The organism is Neobacillus niacini, from assembly GCF_030817695.1.
Taxonomy (GTDB): Bacteria; Bacillota; Bacilli; order Bacillales; family Cytobacillaceae; genus Neobacillus; species Neobacillus niacini_F.
Genome location: NZ_JAUSZQ010000002.1, coordinates 4,140,077 through 4,163,937 on the forward strand (window position 1 = coordinate 4,140,077; position 23,861 = coordinate 4,163,937).

The 23,861-nt window shown below is 39.2% G+C and carries 25 protein-coding genes; 2 read left to right on the plus strand and 23 right to left on the minus strand.

Translation table 11 applies throughout. The features are described from left to right. The first annotated feature begins 260 nt into the window (after positions 1–260). Positions 261–1,436 (plus strand): IS256 family transposase, encoded by a 1,176-nt coding sequence (locus tag QFZ28_RS20740; protein ID WP_307196405.1) that lies wholly within the window; start codon positions 261–263, stop codon positions 1,434–1,436. A gap of 302 nt (positions 1,437–1,738) precedes the next feature. Here QFZ28_RS20740 and ylqF read toward each other — a convergent pair whose 3' ends face one another. The 23 genes from ylqF to QFZ28_RS20855 all read right to left on the minus strand — a co-directional run bounded on the left by ylqF (position 1,739) and on the right by QFZ28_RS20855 (position 23,295). Beyond that, a complete protein-coding gene (ylqF, locus tag QFZ28_RS20745; protein WP_307196406.1) occupies positions 1,739–2,629 on the minus strand; it encodes a ribosome biogenesis GTPase YlqF in 891 nt (296 codons plus the stop codon). Positions 2,630–2,650: 21 nt separating this feature from the next. Continuing rightward, positions 2,651–3,202, minus strand: coding sequence for a signal peptidase I (lepB, locus tag QFZ28_RS20750; protein WP_307196407.1), 552 nt, complete (start codon positions 3,200–3,202; stop codon positions 2,651–2,653). A 173-nt stretch (positions 3,203–3,375) separates the two neighbouring features. Next, complete coding sequence (gene rplS, locus QFZ28_RS20755) at positions 3,376–3,720, minus strand: 50S ribosomal protein L19 (protein WP_034675704.1); 345 nt, start codon at positions 3,718–3,720, stop codon at positions 3,376–3,378. A 147-nt stretch (positions 3,721–3,867) separates the two neighbouring features. Next, positions 3,868–4,608: a tRNA (guanosine(37)-N1)-methyltransferase TrmD gene (gene trmD, locus QFZ28_RS20760; RefSeq protein WP_307197085.1), complete on the minus strand. Its 741-nt coding sequence runs from the start codon at positions 4,606–4,608 to the stop codon at positions 3,868–3,870. Further along, positions 4,608–5,126 carry a ribosome maturation factor RimM gene (gene rimM / locus QFZ28_RS20765; RefSeq protein ID WP_307196408.1) on the minus strand — a complete coding sequence of 173 codons (519 nt, stop codon included), beginning with the start codon at positions 5,124–5,126 and terminating at the stop codon, positions 4,608–4,610. The genes trmD and rimM overlap by 1 nt, the downstream gene beginning before the upstream one ends. 14 nt (positions 5,127–5,140) lie before the next feature. Continuing rightward, positions 5,141–5,527: a YlqD family protein gene (locus tag QFZ28_RS20770; RefSeq protein WP_307196409.1), complete on the minus strand. Its 387-nt coding sequence runs from the start codon at positions 5,525–5,527 to the stop codon at positions 5,141–5,143. Positions 5,528–5,652: 125 nt separating this feature from the next. After that, entirely contained in the window at positions 5,653–5,883 is a 231-nt protein-coding gene (locus QFZ28_RS20775) for a KH domain-containing protein (RefSeq protein ID WP_307196410.1), read from the minus strand. A gap of 5 nt (positions 5,884–5,888) precedes the next feature. Next, positions 5,889–6,161 carry a 30S ribosomal protein S16 gene (gene rpsP, locus QFZ28_RS20780; protein ID WP_307196411.1) on the minus strand — a complete coding sequence of 91 codons (273 nt, stop codon included), beginning with the start codon at positions 6,159–6,161 and terminating at the stop codon, positions 5,889–5,891. Between the two features lie 108 nt (positions 6,162–6,269). Continuing rightward, the gene (ffh, locus tag QFZ28_RS20785; RefSeq protein WP_307196412.1) at positions 6,270–7,622 is read right to left on the minus strand and encodes a signal recognition particle protein; all 1,353 of its coding nucleotides are present in this window, start codon (positions 7,620–7,622) and stop codon (positions 6,270–6,272) included. Between the two features lie 12 nt (positions 7,623–7,634). After that, on the minus strand, positions 7,635–7,967 hold the full coding sequence (locus tag QFZ28_RS20790) for a putative DNA-binding protein (protein WP_307196413.1): 333 nt from the start codon (positions 7,965–7,967) through the stop codon (positions 7,635–7,637). A gap of 87 nt (positions 7,968–8,054) precedes the next feature. Continuing rightward, positions 8,055–9,044 carry a signal recognition particle-docking protein FtsY gene (ftsY, locus tag QFZ28_RS20795; RefSeq protein ID WP_307196414.1) on the minus strand — a complete coding sequence of 330 codons (990 nt, stop codon included), beginning with the start codon at positions 9,042–9,044 and terminating at the stop codon, positions 8,055–8,057. A 19-nt stretch (positions 9,045–9,063) separates the two neighbouring features. Then, positions 9,064–12,630, minus strand: coding sequence for a chromosome segregation protein SMC (smc, locus tag QFZ28_RS20800; RefSeq protein ID WP_307196415.1), 3,567 nt, complete (start codon positions 12,628–12,630; stop codon positions 9,064–9,066). 60 nt (positions 12,631–12,690) lie between these two features. Continuing rightward, positions 12,691–13,431: a ribonuclease III gene (gene rnc, locus QFZ28_RS20805; RefSeq protein WP_307196416.1), complete on the minus strand. Its 741-nt coding sequence runs from the start codon at positions 13,429–13,431 to the stop codon at positions 12,691–12,693. Positions 13,432–13,594: 163 nt separating this feature from the next. Further along, positions 13,595–13,828: an acyl carrier protein gene (gene acpP, locus QFZ28_RS20810; protein ID WP_307196417.1), complete on the minus strand. Its 234-nt coding sequence runs from the start codon at positions 13,826–13,828 to the stop codon at positions 13,595–13,597. A 69-nt stretch (positions 13,829–13,897) separates the two neighbouring features. Beyond that, positions 13,898–14,641 carry a 3-oxoacyl-[acyl-carrier-protein] reductase gene (fabG, locus tag QFZ28_RS20815; protein WP_307196418.1) on the minus strand — a complete coding sequence of 248 codons (744 nt, stop codon included), beginning with the start codon at positions 14,639–14,641 and terminating at the stop codon, positions 13,898–13,900. After that, the gene (fabD, locus tag QFZ28_RS20820; RefSeq protein WP_307196419.1) at positions 14,638–15,585 is read right to left on the minus strand and encodes an ACP S-malonyltransferase; all 948 of its coding nucleotides are present in this window, start codon (positions 15,583–15,585) and stop codon (positions 14,638–14,640) included. Before fabD ends, fabG begins: the two co-directional genes overlap by 4 nt. Before the next feature lie 14 nt (positions 15,586–15,599). After that, on the minus strand, positions 15,600–16,604 hold the full coding sequence (gene plsX, locus QFZ28_RS20825; protein ID WP_307196420.1) for a phosphate acyltransferase PlsX: 1,005 nt from the start codon (positions 16,602–16,604) through the stop codon (positions 15,600–15,602). Between the two features lie 6 nt (positions 16,605–16,610). Next, entirely contained in the window at positions 16,611–17,183 is a 573-nt protein-coding gene (gene fapR, locus QFZ28_RS20830; protein WP_307196421.1) for a transcription factor FapR, read from the minus strand. Between the two features lie 117 nt (positions 17,184–17,300). Beyond that, positions 17,301–19,349, minus strand: coding sequence for an ATP-dependent DNA helicase RecG (gene recG / locus QFZ28_RS20835; protein WP_307196422.1), 2,049 nt, complete (start codon positions 19,347–19,349; stop codon positions 17,301–17,303). 1 nt (position 19,350) lies between these two features. Then, positions 19,351–20,229 (minus strand): L-serine ammonia-lyase, iron-sulfur-dependent, subunit alpha, encoded by an 879-nt coding sequence (gene sdaAA / locus QFZ28_RS20840; RefSeq protein WP_307196423.1) that lies wholly within the window; start codon positions 20,227–20,229, stop codon positions 19,351–19,353. A gap of 71 nt (positions 20,230–20,300) precedes the next feature. Next, positions 20,301–20,963 carry an L-serine ammonia-lyase, iron-sulfur-dependent subunit beta gene (sdaAB, locus tag QFZ28_RS20845; protein ID WP_307196424.1) on the minus strand — a complete coding sequence of 221 codons (663 nt, stop codon included), beginning with the start codon at positions 20,961–20,963 and terminating at the stop codon, positions 20,301–20,303. A gap of 250 nt (positions 20,964–21,213) precedes the next feature. Next, positions 21,214–22,896: a DAK2 domain-containing protein gene (locus QFZ28_RS20850; protein ID WP_307196425.1), complete on the minus strand. Its 1,683-nt coding sequence runs from the start codon at positions 22,894–22,896 to the stop codon at positions 21,214–21,216. Between the two features lie 36 nt (positions 22,897–22,932). Further along, entirely contained in the window at positions 22,933–23,295 is a 363-nt protein-coding gene (locus QFZ28_RS20855; RefSeq protein WP_045515300.1) for an Asp23/Gls24 family envelope stress response protein, read from the minus strand. Between the two features lie 360 nt (positions 23,296–23,655). On the opposite strand from QFZ28_RS20855, the gene rpmB reads away from it, so the two are divergent. Then, complete coding sequence (rpmB, locus tag QFZ28_RS20860) at positions 23,656–23,844, plus strand: 50S ribosomal protein L28 (protein WP_289340368.1); 189 nt, start codon at positions 23,656–23,658, stop codon at positions 23,842–23,844. Positions 23,845–23,861: the final 17 nt, after the last annotated feature.

The window sequence follows — 23,861 nt, forward strand, 5'->3', positions numbered from 1 at the left end:
CGGCACCTATGGGTTGAAGAATCAGGTTAAGCACCTTAATTAATAAATAGACGGAGAAATTCCGCTTAATTCTTAATTAGTAATAAAAAAGCTTAAATAGACGGAGAAATTCGCCTATTGGCTCGAAAAATTCGAAAATGAGGGAGTTTGCTTGGATTAAGCGATTAAGTCCATATAATTGTGTAAAAAGAAAATGAGTCAAATTAATTCCTCTTGGCTACAATGTTAACGGCGAAGAAAACAATGTGGAGGAATTAATTATGACTCAAGTACAGTTTAACCTAAATATCGATGATTTAAAAGATTCTGTTATGAACTCTAATATAGACGCTGTCATCAAAGCGTCTATCGTCTTGGTATTGAATTCTTTTATGGAAAAAGAACGTGATGTGTTCTTGCAAGCTGGATCCTATGAACGTTCAATTTTACGGCGTGACTACCGCAACGGATACTATGATCGTGATTTATTAATTAGCATTGGAAAAGTTACTCTTCGAGTACCACGTACTCGTAGTGGAGACTTTTCGACTACTGTGTTTGAACAGTATGCTCGTTGTGACCAAGCTCTCGTATTAGCCATGCTTGAAATGGTTGTGAATGGGGTCTCCACAAGAAAAGTTTCAAAGATCGTGGAACAACTCTGTGGGCAAAAGGTTTCTAAATCATTTGTATCTACGCTTACAGAAAAGCTAGATCCTATAGTGAATCAATGGGCAAGTCGACCTCTGAATACGATGTACTACCCTTATATCTTTGCAGATGCCATGTATATCAAAGTAAGAGAACATAATCGTGTTGTATCTAAAGCTGTTTATATCGCAACGGCTGTTGACCAAAACAATAGACGTGAAATTCTAGGCCTAAGAGTAGACCATGGGGAGAGCACTGAATCCTGGCAACGATTTTTCCAGTACCTAAAGTCAAGAGGACTACAATCACCTAAGCTAGTTATTTCAGACGCACACAAGGGGTTAAAGTCTGCCATTGGTACAGAGTTTGTTGGATCCTCTTGGCAAAGGTGCACGGTGCATTACAAAAAGAATATCATTACGCATATGCCCAAAAAAGGCATGGACGAAGTGAAAATGGGTTTAAAAAGAATATTTGAGGTAACGACGGTTGAAGAGGCAAGAAAATATAGAAATGAATTCATTGAGCATTTTGGAGATAATCCAAAACTAGAAAAAGCTATAGAGATATTAGAAGAAGGCTTCGAAGATGCCATTCAATATCTAAATGAGAAACCAAAATACCATAAGCATATTCGAAGTACAAACTCGTTAGAAAGAATCAATGAGGAAGTTCGGAGAAGAGAGAAGGTAATTAGAATATTTCCTAATACACAATCCGCATTCCGATTAATTGGTGCTGTCTTAATGGACTATGCAGAGGAAGTAGGAAGAAGAATTATTCAGGACGAAGAAGAGAAGAAATAGTAAAAGCGAAGCGCGAATTTTTGATGTACTGGAAGGGGGGTACCCCCCTTCCAGTACATCAAAAATAAATAAGCTGCTTAACATTGTTCTCCATAGGAATGAATTTACACATAATAATGGGCTTGACTGATTAAGCGGAAAACCTCCGCTTATTTTCCCCGGAACGAGCTCGATTTTGCAATTAACCGGAAAATCTCCGCTTATTTCACTTTTCCTGCTTACTCGATTAAGGAAGTGCATACCGGTGAGCCTTATTACTAGTAAATAAGATTTTGTCTTCTTAAAAAAGAAACTCACAATAGCTATCGTGAGTTTTCTTTTTTATTTTCAGTTTTATCCATTATATCGCTTGGTCTTTCAAAGGTCAGCGGTCCAAATTTATCAGACCTAATTTCCCTTATCACCAGCTCGGACACCTTATCATAATCCACGATTCCGCCTGATCCAAGGCAGCCTCTAAGCTCACCAATTTGGTCAAACATCTCGACTACATTTTCGGGAACAGAATCCAGCTTATAACGTTCCTTTAGTCTCTCAGGATAATTCTCTTCCAAAAACTTAATGGAAAATACCACAAGGTCCTGCAAATTTAGCAGAGTGTCTTTTATAGCACCCGTTACAGCCAGTTTCTTACCAACCTCTTGGTCTTCAAACTTAGGCCATAAAATACCGGGAGTATCTAATAACTCTAGCTCTTTGCCAACTTTTATCCACTGCTGTGCTTTTGTTACTCCTGGCATATTCCCTGTTTTTGCGATATTTTTCTTTGCGAGCCGATTAATTAATGTTGATTTTCCAGCATTAGGAATCCCAACAATCATAGCACGAATTGCTCTTGGGTTAACAACACCCTTTGCTCTTAAACGATCAAACTTTTCCTTTAAGATTTCATGTGATGCCTTTACAATATCCTTCATACCCTCGCCAGCTTGAGAGTTAATGGCTATTGCTTTTATTCCTCTTGCTGCAAAATAGGCAATCCATTCCTTTGTAATTGCTTTATCTGCCAGATCCGCTTTATTTAAGAGAACTAGTCTTGGTTTATGCTGGATAATTTCATCTATCATCGGATTTCGGGACGAGTATGGAATTCTTGCATCCACTAATTCATAAATAATATCTACTAGTTTTAATTTTTCCGTGACCTCTCTTCGAGCTTTCGCCATATGACCTGGAAACCATTGGATTGTCAAAGCTGTCACCTCCTAGGTCTTCTACTTTACGATGTGTGCATCTTTTATAGGCCAGTATACAATACTAGTCTTCCCGATTATTTTGTCCATTGGGACGGTTCCAATATGCCTGCTGTCTTTGCTGAAACGACGATTGTCACCCATTACGAACAATTCACCTTCTGGCACTGTTTGGGTGCCTACAGGTGTTTCTTCCAGTGTAAAAGGATCAGTCAGCGGTCCTTCTACCTTTTTCTTGTATTCATCCAAATATGGTTCTTGATGTGGCTTACCATTTACATATAAGGTATCATCCTTATATTCGATACGATCTCCTGGAAGCCCAATTACTCTTTTAATGTAATCCTTCTGTTCAGGCGCGTGGAAGACGATAATATCAAAACGTTTTGGCTCACCTATATTATAACTTAGCTTGTTTACAATCATACGATCCTGGTGCTGCAGTGTCGGCATCATAGAGAGCCCGTCTACTACAATTGGTGCGAAAAGAAAATAACGAATAACTGCTGCTAGTGCGACAGCAATTAAAAGCGCCTTCGTCCATTCCCAAAGTTCATTTTTCTTTTTTATCATGTCTTGTTCCCCGCCAATCACAAAAAAATGTTTTCATCATCTTATTTTACATAAAAATTGTATATTAAACACGTGGGGCAACACTTTTTAACCAAACTTTAATATCACGATTCTTACAATAATTGAAATGATATGTACGAAAAAAGAGCTTGCAGAGCAAGCTCTTTCTTTTATTATCGAATTTCTTTAATACGAGCTTTTTTACCACGTAGCTTACGTAAGTAGTATAGCTTAGCACGGCGAACTTTACCGCGGCGCAATACTTCAAGCTTCGCAATTTTAGGTGTGTGAACAGGGAAAGTACGCTCAACGCCTACTCCGTAAGAAACCTTACGAACTGTGAAAGTTTCGCTAATTCCACCACCACGACGCTTAATCACTACACCTTCAAATAACTGAATACGCTCGCGAGTACCCTCGACAACTTTAACGTGTACACGTACAGTATCACCAGGACGGAACGCAGGCAGATCAGAACGAAGTTGTTCTTTTGTGATTTCTTCAATCAATTTTTGCATCGTTTTCAACTCCTTCCAACAGACGCTCATGCATATCTACTATCCTTATCCATTGCAGCGGAACATCTTTATAAGACTCTACTGAATAAGCTATTCAGCTTAAGTCACAAGAAGTATCATAACATAAAAGACAACTTCATGCAATAACTACTCGTATTCTTTTTTTATTTCGTTAAGCCATTTTTCCTGTTCAGTGGTTAAATCTATTTTTTCTAATAAGTCAGGTCTTCTAAGGAATGTTCGTCGTAAAGCCTCTTTGTTTCGCCACTCTTCGATTAATTTATGATTACCTTGCAGGAGGACCTCAGGAACCTTCATACCTCTAAAGTCAGAAGGTCTTGTATAATGAGGATGTTCCAATAGACCAGTACTAAATGAATCTTTCATATGCGATTCTTGATTACCTAAAACTTCAGGTAAAAGTCGGACAACACTATCTATTACTACCATAGCACCAAGCTCGCCGCCAGTTAAGACATAATCTCCTATTGAGATTTCATCCGTTACCACATGTTCACGTATTCGTTCATCATAGCCCTCATAATGACCGCATACAAAGATAAGATGATCCTCTTTTGCTAATTCCTCTGCTATTTTTTGGTCATAGCGCTTTCCTTGGGGGCAGAGGAGAATCACTCTTGTTCGATTCCCTTCAACTTGTTCCTTTAATGCTGCAACAGCATCGAATAGCGGCTGCGTCTTTAATACCATGCCTGCTCCACCGCCATAAGGATAATCGTCAACAGTCTGATGTTTATTATCAGCAAAGTCTCGGAAATTGACGACATTGTATTGAACAGCACCTTTTTCAGCCGCTTTATGTAAAATGGAATGTCCTAATACACCTGAAAACATCTCAGGAAATAACGTAAGTACATCTATTTTCATCATGGAAGCAGTCCTTCCATAGGTTCAATTAAAATGACCTTTTCCTTTACATCTACTTTTTTGACAACATCTTCTATATAAGGAATTAATATTTCCTTGCCAGCAGGCGATTTGATTACCCATACATCATTTGCGCCAGGGGATAGAATCTCGGTAACCTTACCAATTTCCTCACCGCTAGTCGTAGCCACCAGGCATCCAATAATCTCATGGTAATAATATTCATCTTTATCAAGATTTCCAAGCTGTGATTCAGGGACCTTAAGGATTCCGTCCCTGAACTTTTCAACTTCGTTAATATTTTCTAGACCTTCAAAGGTTAGAAGGTTAAAATTTTTATGGGTACGGTGGGTTTTGACGGTTAATTCAATCGGCTTATTAGATCCTGGCATAAATAAATACAGTGTATTCCCCACTTTGTAACGCTGCTCAGGGAAATCCGTTTTTGAAATTACCCTAACTTCTCCTCTAATTCCATGTGTGTTGACGATTTTACCTACATTAAACCATTTTTCCATTTTGTTTGTCACCTCTATCTTATTTCCTCAATCTTACCGTTTTTAATGATGATTGTACGCTGCCCTGTTACTTCATCCCAATTGTCACCAACATTGACTTCAACAAGGGCTTGCACTTCTTTTTCCTTTAATTCACTACCTAATGGTAGCATATGTAGTTGTTCGATTTGAAACTCATAAAGCTTCTCTTTATCATGACGTTTTTTCAGTTCTTTTTCAAAATGAGTTTTAAGCGCACTTGCTTGATATTTTTTCGCTTTTTCTAATTTTTTTAATTCAAATTGAAGTTGCTCATACTCTTTTTGCATCTGTATTTTCCCTGCAAAATATTTATTAAGCAGCTTTTGTTTGCTTTCTTCCGTTAAAATTTGCTTTACGATAACAGTTTGAATAAGTTGCATGATACGCTTCCTCCTTCAATACTCTGTTTCTCATCTGTCCAGCTTCAGTGCCTAGGCGCTTCCACTTTTCATGATAGCAAAAAAGGGAGGAATTTTATTCCTCCCTTTCATCTAGATGCAAAAAGCTATTCACCAATTTCTAGAAAAATTTTCTTTTGTTGTGAAGATCCTGCTGCGTATACAACAGTCCTAATGGCCTTTGCAACACGCCCTTGCTTGCCAATCACCTTTCCCATGTCCGTTTTATTAACAGTAAGGTAATAAGTAATTCGCTGATCCTCTTCGTTAACATTCACACGAACATCTTCTGGAAAATCAACAAGGGGCTTTACAATACTTTCAATTAATTGCTTCATAGCAATTACTTGCTTAACTTAGCATTATGGAATTTTTCCATGATACCTTCGTTAGAGAAAAGGTTACGAACTGTATCAGATGGTTTCGCACCATCTTGTAACCATTTAAGAGCTAGCTCTTCGTTGATTTGAATTGCAGCTGGTTGAGCTACTGGATTGTATGTTCCAATTACTTCAATGTAACGTCCGTCACGAGGAGAACGAGAATCTGCTGCTACGATACGATAGAAAGGAGTCTTTTTAGCTCCCATACGCTTTAAACGAATTTTTACTGCCATTTTAAATAAGCACCTCCGAATAGTTTCACACAAGATAGTATATTATCAATTATTAATTCATTTGTAAAGTGTTTTTTCTTTACACTAGTATTACCAATTTTTTCAGCCTTAAAACCCTTTGAACGGAAATTTAAATCCGCCTTTTTTCTTGCCTTTTTGCTGCATTCCTGTCATTTGCTTCATCATCTTTTTCATATCTTCAAACTGTTTTAATAAACGGTTTACTTCAGGAACGGTTCTGCCGCTTCCTTTAGCAATCCTTCTTTTACGGTTTGAATTCAAGATTTCAGGATGAGTCTTTTCTTCTGTAGTCATAGACCGAATGATGGCTTCAACGTGTGCGATTTGCTTCTCTTCGATTTGAATATTATTCAGACCTTTAATTTTGTTTGCACCTGGCATCATTTTTAATAATTCATCTAGCGGTCCTAAATTACGAACTTGCCCAAGCTGCTCCAAAAAGTCATCAAGGGTAAACGATGCGGTACGCATTTTCTGCTCAAGCTCTTTTGCCTTTTCCTCGTCAACATTTGCCTGGGCCTTCTCAATAAGGGTGAGGACGTCACCCATGCCGAGAATCCTAGAAGCCATCCGCTCAGGATGAAAAGGTTCAATCGCGTCCATTTTTTCCCCTAGACCGACAAACTTAATAGGTGTTTGCGTAACAGCACGAATGGACAGCGCAGCTCCGCCACGTGTGTCACCGTCAAGCTTCGTTAAGACGACTCCAGTCAAACCAAGTTGTTCATTAAAGCTTTGAGCTACATTTACAGCATCTTGACCTGTCATTGCATCGACAACAAGGAAAATTTCATCTGGTTTCGTAAGCTCTTTAATATCTTTTAGCTCACCCATTAGGTTTTCATCGACGTGCAAACGTCCTGCTGTATCAATTAAGACATAGTCGTAATGTTCTTCTTTTGCTTTCGCAATCGCTTGCTTGGCAATTTCCACTGGGCTGACTTGATCACCAAGGGAAAACACAGGCATATCCAGTTGCTTTCCAAGGGTTTCAAGCTGCTTAATCGCAGCAGGACGATAAATATCGGCTGCTACTAGCACCGGCTTACGGTTATATTTCTTGCGAAGCAGGTTGGCAAGCTTACCTGTCGTAGTCGTTTTACCTGCACCCTGTAATCCAACCATCATAATGACAGTAGGAGGACGATTAGAAGCAGCAATCTTGCTTTGCTCACCGCCCATTAATTGTGTCAGTTCTTCATTAACTATTTTAATAATTTGCTGACCAGGGGTTAAGCTCTTTAGGACTTCTTGTCCTACTGCACGATCGCTGACTTTTTTAACAAAATCTTTGACGACCTTAAAATTAACGTCAGCCTCGAGTAGTGCCAGGCGGACTTCACGCATCATTTCTTTTACATCCGCTTCAGAAACTTTTCCTTTTCCACGGATTTTTTGAATCGTATTCTGCAGTCGGTCGGCTAATCCTTCAAATGCCATTCATGCCGCCTCCTAATCTAATTTCTGAAGCTCGGCAACCACTTCCAGCATTGCCTGCTTTGATGGGTGTTCTTCATTTAGCAATTCTTTTACATGCTTTAATAGTTTGCTGCGCTCTTGAAATTTCTGAAATAGTAATAGCTTTTCTTCATACTCCTCAAGCATAGCTTCTGTACGTTTGATATTATCATATACAGCCTGACGGCTTACATCGTACTCTTCAGCGATTTCTCCAAGTGAGTAATCATCTAAATAATAGAGAGACATATAGCTTTGCTGCTTTGGTGTTAACAACGAAGAATAGAAATCATAAAGATAATTCATTCGCGTTGTTTTTTCAAGCATGCGTATACCTCCCCTTTGTTAAGTGAAAAGCCTTTACAAATGTAGTTTACACAGTGATAGCTAGTCTGTCAAGAAAATATCTTTACATCAATTTACAGCATTATCCACTTGGTCAGCGAATAAACCATAAACATATTGCTCTGCGTTAAATTCCTGAAGATCATCCATTTTTTCACCAAGACCGACGTATTTTACTGGGATTTTCAATTCATTTCGAATCGCCAAAACAATGCCGCCTTTTGCTGTACCGTCCAATTTGGAAAGAACGATTCCGCTCACATTCGTTACCTCTTTAAAAGTCTTGGCCTGAATAAGTGCGTTTTGACCTGTTGTTGCATCTAGTACCAGCAGGACTTCATGTGGTGCACCAGGCACCTCTCTCTCGATTACCCTTTTTACCTTTTCAAGCTCTTTCATTAAGTTGACTTTATTTTGTAAGCGTCCGGCAGTATCGCATATTAAAATGTCTACTTTCCGAGATTTAGCAGCCTTAATCGCATCATACATTACGGCTGCTGGGTCAGAGCCTTCTGCCTGTTTAATCACGTCTACTCCAACTCTTTCTCCCCAGACTTCTAACTGCTCAATGGCACCAGCACGGAAAGTGTCGCCTGCTGCTAATAAAACAGATTTCCCTTCACTCTTAAACTTATGACCAAGTTTTCCGATGGTCGTTGTTTTTCCCACGCCGTTAACACCGACAAATAAAATAACCGTAAGGCCATCCTCTTGAATATTCAACTTAGATGATTGTTCCTCACCCGCATTATAAATTTCGATCAACTTTTCGGAAATAACACTTTGAACTTCCTGTGGGTCCTGGATATTTCGACGTTTAACTTCCATCTTCAATTCTTCTATTAACTTCATAACCGTATCAAAGCCTACATCTGCCTGTATTAGAATTTCTTCTAATTCTTCGAAGAAATCTTCGTCCACTTTACGGTATCTAGCTACAAGGTCATTAACCTTTCCAGAAAAGTTATTTCTCGTCTTCGAGAGGCCGTCTTTAAATTTTTCTGTTACCGTCTCTGTTTGTTTCGTTATTTTCTCTTTTAATTTTTTAAAAAAACTCATTCTTTTTCACTTCCTAGATTTAAGTTTCAACAAGCTCCTTTGTATCCTCAAGGCGGACCGAAACGAGCTTTGAGACACCTGATTCCTGCATTGTTATACCATATAAAACATCCGCTTCTTCCATTGTACCTTTTCTGTGTGTGATAACAATAAACTGTGTTTCAGAACTAAATCTCTTCAAATATTGACTAAAACGAAAAACGTTTGCCTCATCTAATGCTGCTTCTACCTCATCCAAGATACAAAACGGAACAGGACGAACTTTTAAAATGGAAAATAGCAGTGCAATTGCTGTTAATGCTCGTTCTCCTCCTGATAATAACCCAAGGTTTTGCAGCTTCTTACCTGGAGGCTGTGCGACAATTTCTACACCCGTATTTAATAAATCGTCTGGATGAGTAAGTCTTAAATCTGCCCTTCCGCCGCCAAATAAAGCCCTGAATACAGGTTCAAATTGCTCACGAATTCCATAAAACGTCTGTTCAAAACGTTTTTTCATTTCCGTATCCATTTCGTCAATGACCTGATAGAGTGTATCCTTTGCCTCTTGGAGGTCGTTCTTTTGCTCATTTAAAAATTCATATCGTTCCGAAACTCGCTCGTATTCTTCAATGGCTCCAATATTAACACTGCCAAGTTCATCGATTGCCAGCTTAATCAGTTTCACTTTTTTCCTAGCTTCTTCTACTGGTAACCCTAGTGGATACTGCTCTTTCGCTCCCTCAAAAGAGAGTAAATATTCCTCTCTAAGATGTGCAAGTTTTGTTTCAAGTTCCACATCCAAGCGGTTAATTTTTACTTCTTCATCCTTTAAAACTTCAACCATTCCTTTGTGAAGTCTCTTTATTTCTTTCGCTTCAATTTCCGCATCTTCAAGTGCCGCATGCATTTGGAGCCGTTCCTGCCTTCTTGAAGATATAAGCGAAATCGTTTCTTCCTTGTCCTGCTGCTTCCGTTTTGCAGCAGCCTCTAACTGTTCTTCACCGGAAGTGCTTCCCTCCATTTCCGATGTCAGCAGCATAAGGTCCTCTTTATAAAGCGTAAATCTCCCTTGACTCTCGTTTAATTCTTCAACAATCATAGCCAAACGTTCTCTTGCATTTACAAATTGCTCATTTTTGGCAGCAAATTCTACTTTTAAATCGGTTATTTCCTTGGTCAATGTTTCTTTTGATGAGATATCATTCGTTTTTTGTTCTGTAAGTTTAGCAATTTGAACATCAAGGAAAGCGATCTTTTCTTTGTAGCTGTCAATAGCTTCCTTGAGTTCAGCTTTCCTGGTAACTATCGTTTTTTGTTCCTCAGCCAATTGGCCTTTTTCAAGGTCATAGATTTTCAAGCGGTCATTAATATTTTTTGCTTCGAACTCAGCCTCACGGAGGTCACCTTTTAATGTTTGCTCCTGTTGTCTTAATTCTTCACCAAACCTTCGCATTGTCTCAAGCTCAAGTTCATGTGTTTTAACATCCTCTTTTAATGCCTTTACATGACTTTCTAAACTTGAAGTTTTCTCACTCATGATGATAAGTTTTTCTTTCAACTCTTCAAGCTCGCCTTTTCTGGTCAATAACGAACTTGTTTTTTGCTTTTGAGCACCGCCAGTCATCGAACCGCCTGGGTTCACAATATCTCCATCCAGAGTAACCATTCTACAACGATACTGGAGGATTTTTGCCAGTTCGTTCGCACCCTTTAAATCTTTCGTAATGACAACATTCCCTAGAAGGTTACTTATCACCTCAGAGTATTTAGGATCAAAGCTTACTAGATCTACTGCGCTGCCTACCAATGAAGGATGGTTTTGAATAGATGAAAGTTGTGAGGATGACAACAATCTGCCTTTAATAACGCTTAAAGGCAGAAAGGTGGCTCGTCCGAATGAATTTTGTTTCAAAAATTGGATGGCTATTCGAGCATTTTGTTCGGTATCGACTACGATGTGCTGCAAGGCACCGCCTAACGCTGTTTCAAGTGCTGTCCCATATTCCTTTGGCACTGTTACGAGCTCAGCGACAGCTCCTTCAATGCCATGCAACTTTTTTCCCCTTGCCTTCAATACTTCTTTTACGCCTTGGAAAAATCCAGAATAATCTTCTTCCATTTCCTCGAGCATTTCTTTTCTTGATTTCGCCTGTTGAAGAATTTGATAAGCCTGATATAAGGTCTTTTCTTGCTTTTGATAGTTGTTTTGTACATTTTCAAGCTTACGCTGCTTCTCTCTAAAACTCGTCACTTGATTGGAAAGACTCTTTTGGACCTCTTCTAATGCTGTTTGAACCTGCAACATTTTATTATGAGCTATTTGTCTTTCCTCAAGGAACTTAACATTTTCAGAGTCAAGACGTGAGCTCTTTGTTTCCTGCTGTTCTAGCTGCTGATCAATATACTTAAGCTCATTTTTTGCACCAGCCTGATCATTTAAAAGCTCAATATATTCACTCTTTAAGGTTTCAATTTTCTCTTCAATATTTTCAGTAAATAAAGCCAATTTCCCCTGTTTGTCTTTTAACTGAGATTGAAGGGTATTCACCTGATCAGTCAGTTTATCAACTAGGTCGGCTTGATTTTCCTTGTTACGTTTTAAATGTGAGATTTTATCTGTAAGTTCGGCAATACTTTTTTCAAGCTGTGCTCTATTTTGAGAGGCATTTTTCTTGCGTTCTTTTAAAACATCTTTCCTGCCTTCTAACTTTTCTAGTTCTTCACTTGCATGAAGTAGAACGTTTTGCAAATCGGTAATCGACTCATCAAGCGCAGCTATGTGGTCCCTTGTTTCTTCAATTTTTGCTTCCTTTACCTGCAGCTGGGCCGAAAGCTTAATTTCTTCTTGCTGATGTTCTGCTAGCTGCTCTGATAGATGAGTCCACTTTAGATGTAAATCTTCAATATCATAAACTGTAAGGGCTACCTCAATTTGTTCAAGTTCTTCCTTTTTCTCTAAATAATCTTTTGCCAAGGAAGCCTGAATCTTCAAAGGTTCTACTTGTCCTTCGAGTTCATAGAGAATATCATTCACTCGATTTAAATTATCTTGTGTTTCTACTAATTTAGCTTCTGCCTTTTTCTTGCGATTTTTATATTTTAAAACGCCAGCAGCTTCTTCAAAAATGGTTCTTCGGTCTTCCGCCTTACTGTTGAGTATTTCTTCGACTTTGCCTTGGCTGATAATGGAGAAAGCTTCTCGGCCAAGACCAGAATCCATAAACAAATCAATAATATCTTTAAGTCTGCACGGCTGCTTATTAATTAAATATTCACTATCTCCTGCACGGGTGACCCTTCTTGTAACACTAACTTCATTGTAATCAATGGCTAATCCTTCGTCCTGATTATCCAGTGTTAAGGTCACTTCCGCATAATTTAACGGTTTTCTTGAATCACTTCCCGCAAAAATGATATCCTCCATTTTAGAGCCTCTAAGTGATTTAGCAGACTGCTCGCCTAAAACCCAGCGGATGGCATCTGTTATGTTACTTTTCCCACTTCCGTTAGGACCAACTACAGCAGTGACTCCTTGAACAAAATCCACCCCAATACGCTCTGCAAAAGATTTAAAACCAATGATGTCCAACCGTTTTAAAAACATATCCTTTTCCTCCCTAGGGCTTTGGCCGGAACCTTTCCTTAGCATTCTATGGTTGTTTAACTATGATGTTTTAGCCTTTAAGACCTCCAGTGCCATTTGGGCGGCATGCTGTTCTGCTTCTTTTTTTGATTTACCCGTACCGATACCTAATTCTTCCCCATTTAAAGATACTCTTGAAACAAATTCTTTACTGTGGGCAGGGCCCTTTTCAATTAATACCTTATATTCAATTAAACCGGTGCCATCTCTTTGAATTAGTTCTTGAAGCTGGCTCTTGAAATCCATCACATGAGAAAAAGCACCGTCATTAATTTTAGGGAAAACCACTTTAGCTAGAAATTCGTTTACTACCTCAAGTCCTTTATCCAAGTAAAGCGCACCAATGAATGCTTCAAATACATCCGCTAACAGTGCTGGGCGCTCCCTGCCCCCCGTCATTTCTTCACCCTTACCTAACAAAATCAACTTGCCGAAGCTCAGTTCGTTCGCCAAGGTTACAAGTGAAGGCTCACACACGATAGCAGCACGAAGCTTTGTCAGTTCACCTTCACTCATCATTGGATATTTTAGAAACAGGAATTTTGAAACCGTAAGTTCTAGTACAGCATCCCCTAAAAATTCAAGCCTTTCATTATCTTCATAAGGCTTTCTGCGATGCTCATTCACATAGGATGAATGAGTAAAAGCTTGTTTTAATAGTTTTTCATTTTCAAAATGAATACCGATCTTCTCCTGAAAATCCTTAAATTGATTTTCTTTTGCGCGATTGTTCATTTCTTTTTCCTTACCTTTTCTGCGCATTAAAGTCTCCACCTTGCATATTTTTTACACATACCTATCAATAGTTTAAGTAAAATTAAATCAAAACGCAAAGAAACCTGGCAGTATTTTTTCAATTTGCCAAGTTCTATAATACAGAAAGAAGCTCCGTTTGAAAACGGAGCTTTTGAAGAAATCCAACGAATTAATTCTTGCTATTTATGTAATTAACAGCATCACCAACTGTGCTGATTTTTTCAGCATCATCGTCAGAAATTTCCATATCAAATTCATCTTCTAATTCCATAACTAGTTCAACTACGTCAAGGGAATCAGCACCAAGATCATCTTTGAATGAAGCTTCAAGTTTAACTTGTGACTCATCTACGCCTAAACGGTCAACGATGATTTTTGTTACACGCTCTAATACCTCTGCCATTCTAGTTCACCTCCCCTCAAGCTATTATAAAGTATATCAATAAAATAATACACACACTTTAATAAAAAATTACATAACCATGCCGCCATTGATATGAAGAGTCTGCCCTGTAATGTATGAAGCGTCATCGGATGCCAAGAAAGCTGTCATTTTAGCAATGTCTTTAGGCTCTCCTAAACGGGCTAGCGGAATTTGTTTTAACATCTCACCTTTTACCTCATCCGATAATTTATCTGTCATATCGGTTGTAATAAAGCCTGGTGCAATCGCGTTTACAGTAATATTACGGGAAGCCAGTTCTTTTGCCGTCGTTTTTGTTAAACCAATAACGCCTGATTTTGCAGCAACATAGTTTGCCTGACCTGGATTTCCACTTACACCAACAACAGAGGTAATGTTAATAATACGGCCGACACGCTGTTTCATCATTTGGCGGGTTACAGCTTTTGTACAGAGAAACACACCTTTGAGATTGATATTAATTACATCATCCCATTCGTCTTCTTTCATTCTCATTAATAGATTGTCTTTTGTAATACCAGCATTATTGACAAGTATATCCAATTTACCAAAACGTTCTACGGTTTCTTTAACCATTGCCGCAACTTCTTCACTATTGGAAACGTCACATTTAATCGCAAATGCCTCTTTACCGATTGCTTTTATTTCATCCACCACTTCATTCGCTTTACCTTCACTGCCAGCATAATTCACAGCGACATTGGCTCCCTGTCTTGCTAGCTCAAGGGCAATTTCCCTACCTATACCTCTTGATGCTCCGGTTACTAGGGCAACTTTGCCTTCTAGTGTCATAGATTTTCCTCCTTCAAAGCCTCGATAACAGATTGGCAGCTTTCCTCATCCGAGATCGAATATGTTTTAACACTACGGTTTATTTTTTTAATTAACCCAGAAAGCACCTTGCCAGGGCCAATTTCAATAAACGTGTCTACACCTGAATCAATCATCTTCACAACAGAATCTTCCCACAAAACAGGTGAATAAAGCTGTTCAATTAAATTTTCCTTAATTTCTTCTGCCTTTGTCATTGGATTTGCTGAAACATTCGCGATTACAGGAATCTGCGCATCTTTCATATCGATTCCATTTAAAACCTCTCGTAATTGGCCTGCTGCAGGCTTCATTAGTGAGGAATGGAATGGTCCGCTGACCTCTAAAGGAATCGCTCTTTTTGCACCGGCTTCTTTTGCTTTTGCACTTGCAAGCTCTACACCTTTTCGAGAACCCGAGATAACAATTTGACCCGGACAGTTCAGGTTTGCAAGGGAAACCGGGAAGCCAGATTCACTAATTTCAGCTATTACGTTAGAAAGGGGTTCACGGTCAAGCCCTAAAATAGCTGCCATTGAACCTTCACCGTTTGGAACGGCTCCTTCCATAAATTCCCCTCTTTTTCTTACAGCATAGACACCATCTTCAAAGGTTAATGCACCCGCTGCTACAAGCGCTGTATATTCACCAAGACTATGTCCAGCCACATAATCAGGCTTGATTGCTGCTTTGTTAAATCTTTCGAGAATGGCTAAGCTTGTTGTTAATAGTGCTGGCTGTGTATTTACCGTTTTTGTCAACTCTTCTTGAGGTCCCTCAAAAATTAGCTTACTTAATTCAGTTGAAAGTTTTTCGTCAGCTTTGTTGAAATATTGCATGACCTCAGGATACTGTTCAGCAAGCTGTTGCCCCATACCAACTGTTTGTGAGCCCTGCCCTGGAAATACAAACGCGATTTTTCCCATTTCCGCACCCCTTCTTACACTTGTATTTTAGATGTCTTTTTATCTTCAATTGTCTTTTTAATCAGTCCGACTACATCTTTTTCGACCATTTCCCTGGTTTGACGGATTGCACTGAATACAGCTTGTCCGTTAGAGGATCCATGTGCTTTAATTACGGGCGCCTTTAAACCAAATAGCCCCGCACCGCCATACTCAGAATAGTCCAATGTATTTTTTAAAGTTTTGAATTCAGGCTTTAATACGGCTGCAGCTAGTTTACTTTTGAGACTGCTCATTAACGTTGTTTTCAACATTTTAAACATGGACAGTGCAGTACCCTCAACGGTTTTCAACACCATGTTACCAGTAAATCCGTCCGTCACAACAACATCAGCTGCGCCATCAAGAAGATCCCTAGCCTCCACATTGCCTACAAAGTTAAGGTTAGCTGACTTTAAAAGTTCAAATGCTTGTTTTGTTAGTTCGGTCCCTTTCTTTTCTTCTGTTCCGATATTAAGAAGACCTACTCGCGGATTAGTTATCCCTCTTACCTTTTCACTATAAATAGACCCCATGATCGCATATTGCAGCAAATGCTCCGGCTTGGCGTCTACATTTGCGCCAACATCCAATAATAGGAACCCCTCACCGCCAATGGTTGGTAAAGTAGGTGTAAGTGCTGGACGTTCAATGCCCTCAATCCTGCCAACTACAAATAATCCAGCAGCCATTAATGCTCCTGTATTTCCTGCTGATATGCACGCGTCTGCGTTTCCATCAGCCACTTGCTGTGCTGCAAGTACCATTGAGGCAGTTTTCTTGCGACGGACAGCCCTAACAGGTTCGTCTGTACCAAGGATTATCTCGGATGTATGTAAAATCGTTATTCGTTCTTGGTTGGTTAAGTATTCTTTAATTTTGATTTCATCCCCAACTAGGGTTATATGTATATCTGAAAATGCTTCTACAGCTTTCATTGCACCGATTACGATTTCTTTAGGAGCATGGTCGCCGCCCATTGCATCGATAGCTATTTTCATTTTTTCTCATCCTTTGATTTTTTCTGAACGGTACATTTCGAATTCGCCTTTAAAAACAAGTTCGTTATTAACATAACTTATTACTTCAACTATTGTCCTGCCAAGGCCATCGTCTATTTTTAAAACTTTTGCTTTGGCAATCACCCGTTCACCTTGTTTGACAGAACGCTTAAATTGAATATTTGCTTTTGCTGTTAACGCCAACTCATCATTTATTACCGCTACTGCTAGTGAGTTTGCCTGGGCGAAAACATGGTGCCCACGAGCAATCTTATTCCGAATGAAAACATGCTCTTCTCTAACATCAAATATGGAAATCGCACTTTGATCGAGTTCCATATCAATTATTTCACCAATTACTTCTTCAAGTGGTAAAGACCGGACCTCATCTTCAAATTTTTTCTCGGCGACATACTTTATCCTTTCCCGTAGTTCAGGAATTGATAATTCCAGGCGGTCAAGGCGTATCGTTTGGACACTAACTTGAAATTTTTCTGCAAGGTCTTCATCGGTTATAAAAGGATTTTCCTTAATGGTTTCTTTTAGCATTTGTTGTCGTTCTTTTTTTGTTCTCTTCATATCATACACCGTCCGAGCTATTATGACTAGGTACTAATAGTAGTATAAAATTAGAAAAAGCAGATTGCAAGAATAAGTTTTTATTCAAGCAGTCTGCTCCAAGTTCATTTTATATAATTAATCCAGTTTTTCTCCTTCTAGTACACCGGTTGCTTCTAGCTGGTTTCTTAGGTATTGGTATTCTTTTCTTGTCCAGAAGGTTTTTGATTGAATCATTATTGCTGCGTCATTTCTTGCGGTTTCTAGTGTGCGGTAATCATGTACCATGTCTGCAAGCTTAAATTCTGGGACACCGCTTTGTTTTTTTCCAAAGAAGTCTCCTGGTCCCCGTAATTCTAGATCCTTTTCACTTAAAACGAAGCCGTCATTTGTTTCAGTCATGATACGCATTCTCTCCTGACCCACTTCTGACTTTGGATCAGCTAATAAAATACAATAAGATTGGTTACTGCCTCGCCCTACCCTTCCGCGAAGCTGATGGAGCTGGGAAAGTCCGAATCTTTCTGCATCATAGATGACCATCATCGTAGCATTCGGAACATTCACACCTACTTCTACTACCGTGGTTGAAACTAATACCTGTACCTCATTTGTACTAAAAGCCTTCATAATGCTATCTTTTTCTTCTGAGCTTAACCGCCCATGCATAAGTCCAACCTTATAGCGACTTTGAAAGTGATGTGATAACGTGGTATGAACGTCAATTGCGTTCTGGACATCCAGCTTGTCCGATTCTTCAATCAACGGGCAAATTACATAGGCCTGATGACCCTTTACCAATTCCTTTTCTACAAAAGTAAGGACTCGTCCTAACATTTCCGGTTTTGCCCAGTAAGTTTCTATCGCTTTTCTGCCAGCGGGCATTTCATCAATAATAGACACATCCATCTCACCAAAAACGGTTATAGCAAGCGTTCTTGGTATCGGTGTAGCAGTCATAAACAGGACATCAGGATTTTCTCCTTTTTCCCGTAAAACCCTCCGTTGTTCAACCCCAAAGCGATGCTGTTCGTCCGTTATGACGAACCCTAGTTTTTTGAATATAACCTCGTCTTGTATAAGGGCATGTGTCCCTATTAAAATATCTACTTTCCCTTCTGATACATCTTGAAGAATTTCTCTTCTTCTTTTACCTTTAACAGAACTTGTTAATAATTCACACCTAATACCAAAGGGTTCTAATAAACTATTAAGCGACTCCGCATGCTGTTCTGCTAGAATTTCCGTTGGTACCATTAATGCCCCTTGATAGCCAGCCGTTACACTTGCATATAATCCAATGGCTGCCACCACCGTTTTCCCAGAACCAACATCTCCTTGCAGCAGTCGGTTCATTCTAATAGAGGATTTTAGGTCGTCAAGAATTTCCGATACAACACGATTCTGTGCATTGGTCAAGGGGAAAGGCAATGATTGAATAAACTTCTCTACCTTCGTTTCTAGATAATTTTGCTCAATTCCAGGTGAATGCTCTCGTTCAAATTTCCGTAATGCCTGCATTTTTAACTGAAATAACAGAAACTCCTCATACACTAAACGGCGGCGGGCCTGTTTTACGTCCTCCTGATTAACTGGAAAATGCATCGCTTTCAGAGCGTCATTGCGGTCTAACAAGCGATACTTTTTCACGAGAGATAACGGTAAACTTTCCTCGATATATTGGCCGAATTGTTGAAATGCAATCGAAATAAATTTGCGCATACCCTTAGTTGTGATTTTCCCTTTAAGTGAGTAAACTGGCTCGAAATCTATTGTTTTTGCATTTTGTCCAACCTGCATTTCATTAGCAGTAATCGTTTGTCGGTGGGCGTCCCATTTACCCGTAACAGTAATGGTTTCATTCATGATTATTTTTGTCTTTAAATAAGGCTGATTAAAAAACACAACCTTTATTAAATATTGTCCGACGAACATTCTAATCATCAGCTTAGATTTCTTCCGGCCATAATATGTAAGAGAAGGCTCACTATGAACCTTCCCTTCTACTGTAATCTTTTCATCATGCTTTACCTCTGAGAGTTCACGAAGCCGATAATCTTCATAACGATATGGGAAATACTCTAATAAATCTAAAACCGTAAAGATTTTCATTTCTGCTAAACTCTCAGCTGTTTCTTCCCCAATACCTTTTAATACTGTTACTGATTGTTTAAGATAATGATTCACGTTACACGCGCGGAATACCGAAGATCTTAGCTTCGAGTTCACGACCTGTCGGAGTTGCCGCCAACCCTCCCTGTGCTGTTTCTTTTAATGCGGTCGGCATTGATAGTCCTATTTTATACATGGCATCAATGACTTCATCACATGGTATTCTACTGGTTATACCCGCTAAAGCCATGTCAGCAGCTACCATCGCATTGGCTGCACCCATTGCATTTCTTTTTACACATGGTACTTCGACTAGACCGGCAACAGGATCACAGACAAGACCAAGCATATTTTTTAAGGTGATAGCCATTGCTTCTGCACATTGCTCTGGAGTCCCGCCTGCCATTTCAACGATGGCGGCTGCAGCCATTCCCGAGGCCGAACCAACCTCCGCTTGGCATCCACCTGCTGCACCTGAAATCGAAGCATTGTTCGCAACAACAAAACCAAAAGCGCCTGCTGTAAAAAGAAATGCCACCATTTCTTCTCGGGTCGGATTTAGTTTTTCTCTTACTGCAAATAGTGTACCAGGTACAACTCCGGCTGACCCGGCAGTTGGTGTAGCACAAATGGTACCCATTGCTGCATTGACTTCATTCGTCGCTACAGCTTTGCTAACTGCATCAAGGACAGTTTTACCGGATAAGAAATTTCCTTTTTCAATATATTTTTGTAAAAGAACGGCATCGCCACCAGTTAAACCTGAATGGGATTTTACTCCCTTAATACCGCGCTCAACCGCTTCTTCCATAACCCTTAAATTACGATCCATAAAAGCCAGCACTTCTTCCCTGGTGCGACCAGTGACTTCCATTTCTTGCTCGATCATAATCTCTGAGATTTTTTTATTTTTACTGACAGCAAGCTCAACTAACTCTGCGACATTTCGAAACAATTGCCTTCCCCCTTGTTGTAAATATGGTATTTGTCTAGCTCCAGCGCCTAGCCCCTCGAGGTCGCTTCTAGCTAATCTACAATCTTAGTTACTTTTAATATATTGGGTAATTCTTCAAGTTCTTGAAGGATTTTATTTTCGATATTTTGGTCAACTTCAATAGTCATAAGGGCAAGCTTACCAACTTCTTTTCTAGATACTTCCATATGACCAATATTGATTTGGTATTTTGCCAGTACATTTGAGACACTTGCAATCGCACCAAAACGATCATTATGAACGACTAAAATAGCTGGATGGTTTCCTGATAATTTCAATTCAAAACCATTTAACTCAGTTATTTCAATTTTACCGCCGCCAATTGAGATTCCGACTAGCTCTAATTCACCTTTATCATCGCCAATGATGACTCTAGCTGTGTTGGGATGATCCGTAATGGCTTCTTCTTCTATAAATCGAAGTTTAATTCCCCGTTCTTTCGCTATATCAATTGCATTTATTATTCTAACGTCATCGGTATCAAAATCTAACAAACCACCAATAATCGCAACATCTGTACCATGCCCTTTATACGTCTTAGCAAACGAACCGTATAAAGAGATATTTGCCCATTTTGGTTCTCTGCCAAATAAACTTCTTGCAACTCTGCCAATTCTGGCAGCGCCAGCAGTATGCGAGCTAGATGGCCCAATCATAACGGGTCCAATTATGTCAAACACGCTTCTATATTTCATCCGTCTTCTCCCCCTAGGACAAATAAATCTAATTTGGTTATCCATTTATATTTATAACACAGAAAAAGGCTGATTTCTAAAAGATTGTTGTTAAAATCTTAAAGCCGATTTTAACGTGGAAAATCTATTTTGCGCTTTAGAATTTAGTTTGCAAGCTCTTTTCTTATTATATTTCGTTACAAAAAAACAAAAAGTTTAAGAAAAGAGCCTAAAAAGAAAAAAGAAGGGTTTCCCCTTCTAATTTTATCACTTATTCAATTGCAAAGATAAATGAATATAATGGTTGTTTTCCATTATGAAGTTCGACTTCTACGTCTTCGAAGTTCGCTTCTACAAACGCTGTTAAGGCATTTACCTCATCCTCGGTTACGTCTTCACCGTAAATAATGGTTAAAATTTCCGAATCCTCATCCACCATCGCAGTAAGTAAATCTTCCGCAGATTTTCCTTTATCTTTGTTTTTCACAATAATCTTGCCTTCTGCAATTCCCATGAAATCATCTTTTTCAATTTCTAAACCGTCGATTTGGGTATCACGAACTGCAAAAGTAATTTGTCCCGTCTTCACATGCTGCATAGCACCTGTCATCGCCGCTTCATTTGCTTTTACATCTCCCGCTGGATTAAATGCTAAAAGTGCAGATAATCCTTGAGGGACTGTTTTTGACGGAATTACATAGATTTCTTCATCAGATACATCTGCCGCTTGCTGCGCAGCCATAATAATATTCTTATTATTTGGGAGAATAAATACCTTTTTTGCATTCACTTCTTTAACGGCTTTAACAATATCCTCTGTACTCGGATTCATCGTTTGTCCGCCTTCAATTACTGCATGTGCCCCGATACTTTTGAATAATTCAGCAATCCCGGAACCCATTGATACCGTTACAATTCCATACTCCTGTTGTTCTTTAGGAGCTTGAGGTTTATCGGAAACCAATGGAGTGTGCAACTCTCCAACAATATTGGAATGCTGCTGCCTCATGTTTTCAATTTTAATATTGATTAAGCTTCCATACCTCTGTCCGTAGCTAAGGCAATCACCAGGCTGTTCAGAATGAATATGTACCTTTACAACCTCGTCATCTGCAATAACTAGTAAAGAATCACCAAACTTACTAAGATCATTCCGGTAAACCTGTTCATCGAATGGATGCTTTGCCAGCTTATCATCTTCAAACTTCACCATAAATTCTGTACAATAGCCAAATACAATATCTTCTGTATTGATATGACCTTGAACACTTTTATGGTGTTCCGCACTGACCATTTCGTCCATTGACGGATAGGCTTCAGGCGAATCCGGCAGCTTCTCACCTTTTAGTTCAGCAAGAAATCCTTCATAAACAAACACCAGCCCTTGTCCACCGCTATCAACCACTCCAACTTCTTTTAGAACTGGAAGCAGATCTGGTGTACGCTTAAGCGATGCCTTCGCTTCTTTTAAAACTTCTTCCATAATCACTATGATATCGTTTGATTTTTGGGAAGCTTGTAGACCTCTTTTGGCAGAATCCTTTGCAACGGTTAAGATCGTTCCCTCTACCGGCTTCATTACTGCTTTATAGGCAGTTTCAACCCCGGATTCTAACGCTGCTGCAAATTCTTTTCCAGAGATGGCTGCTTTGGTTTCAATTGCTTTTGAAAATCCACGAAATAATTGGGAAAGGATAACCCCGGAGTTGCCCCTTGCACCCATAAGCAGGCCCTTTGATAGAGCCACCCCTACTTTACCAATATGTTCCTGAACATTATTTTTTACTTCCTTTGCCCCTGAGGTCATTGATAAATTCATATTCGTTCCAGTATCACCGTCGGGCACAGGAAAAACGTTTAATGCATCGACCATTTTTGCGTTGGCACCTAAATGATTCGCACCTTGAATCACCATTTCTGCAAAACGTTTTCCATCTAAAGCTGTAATAGACACAAACTTTCCTCCTCTACTTGCGGTTCGTTACACCACTTACGGGTTCGTCACACGAACTCCCTGAACGTAAATATTTACCGAGTCAACGGCAAGTCCAACGGTCTTATCAAGTGTGTATTTCACCTTTGATTGCACGTTATGAGCAACCTCGGAAATCTTTGTTCCATAGCTGACAATTATATACATATCAATATGTACTTCTTCATTCTCTTGGCGAACAATAACTCCACGAGTAAAATTTTCTTTTCTTAAAATTTCTGTAAGTCCGTCTTTTATTTGGCTCTTTGATGCCATACCGACAATTCCATAACAATCGATAGCGGCACCTCCAGCGATGGTGGCGATTACCTCATTTGAAATATCAATTTGTCCGAACTTAGTTTTTAATTCGATGGACATGAATCGTTCCCCCTTTTGGAAATTGCTCCTTGACTAGGCTCTTTAAAAAAGAGCTTGCATACTAAATTCTAAAGCGCAAAATAAATATTTAAGCGTTAAAATCGGCCTTTAAGATTTTAACAACAATATTTAGGACACTACCTTGACTAAAGCCATTTTACTATAGTCAAGAAAAATTTAAAAGCGATACTTTCTTCTAATAGTATTTACAAACACTAAAGATGCATGTCAAGGTATTTTTCTTGAAACGTTTCGTAATCACTCTTGCATTCAAACTGGTTGTATGATAAATTATTAAAGTATCTTTAGACAATAACGTAAATGCTGTATAAAGCTTTGGGTATTAAGGAGGGAATCATTATGCCACGTAAATGTGTTGTAACTGGAAAGAAAACTACAACTGGTAACGCACGTTCTCACGCTATGAACGCTAACAAGCGTACATGGGGTGCTAACCTACAAAAAGTACGTATTCTTGTTGATGGAAAGCCTAAGCGTGTTTGGGTTTCTACAAGAGCGTTAAGATCTGGTAAAGTAGAACGCGTTTAATATGTCAGGGCATCCTT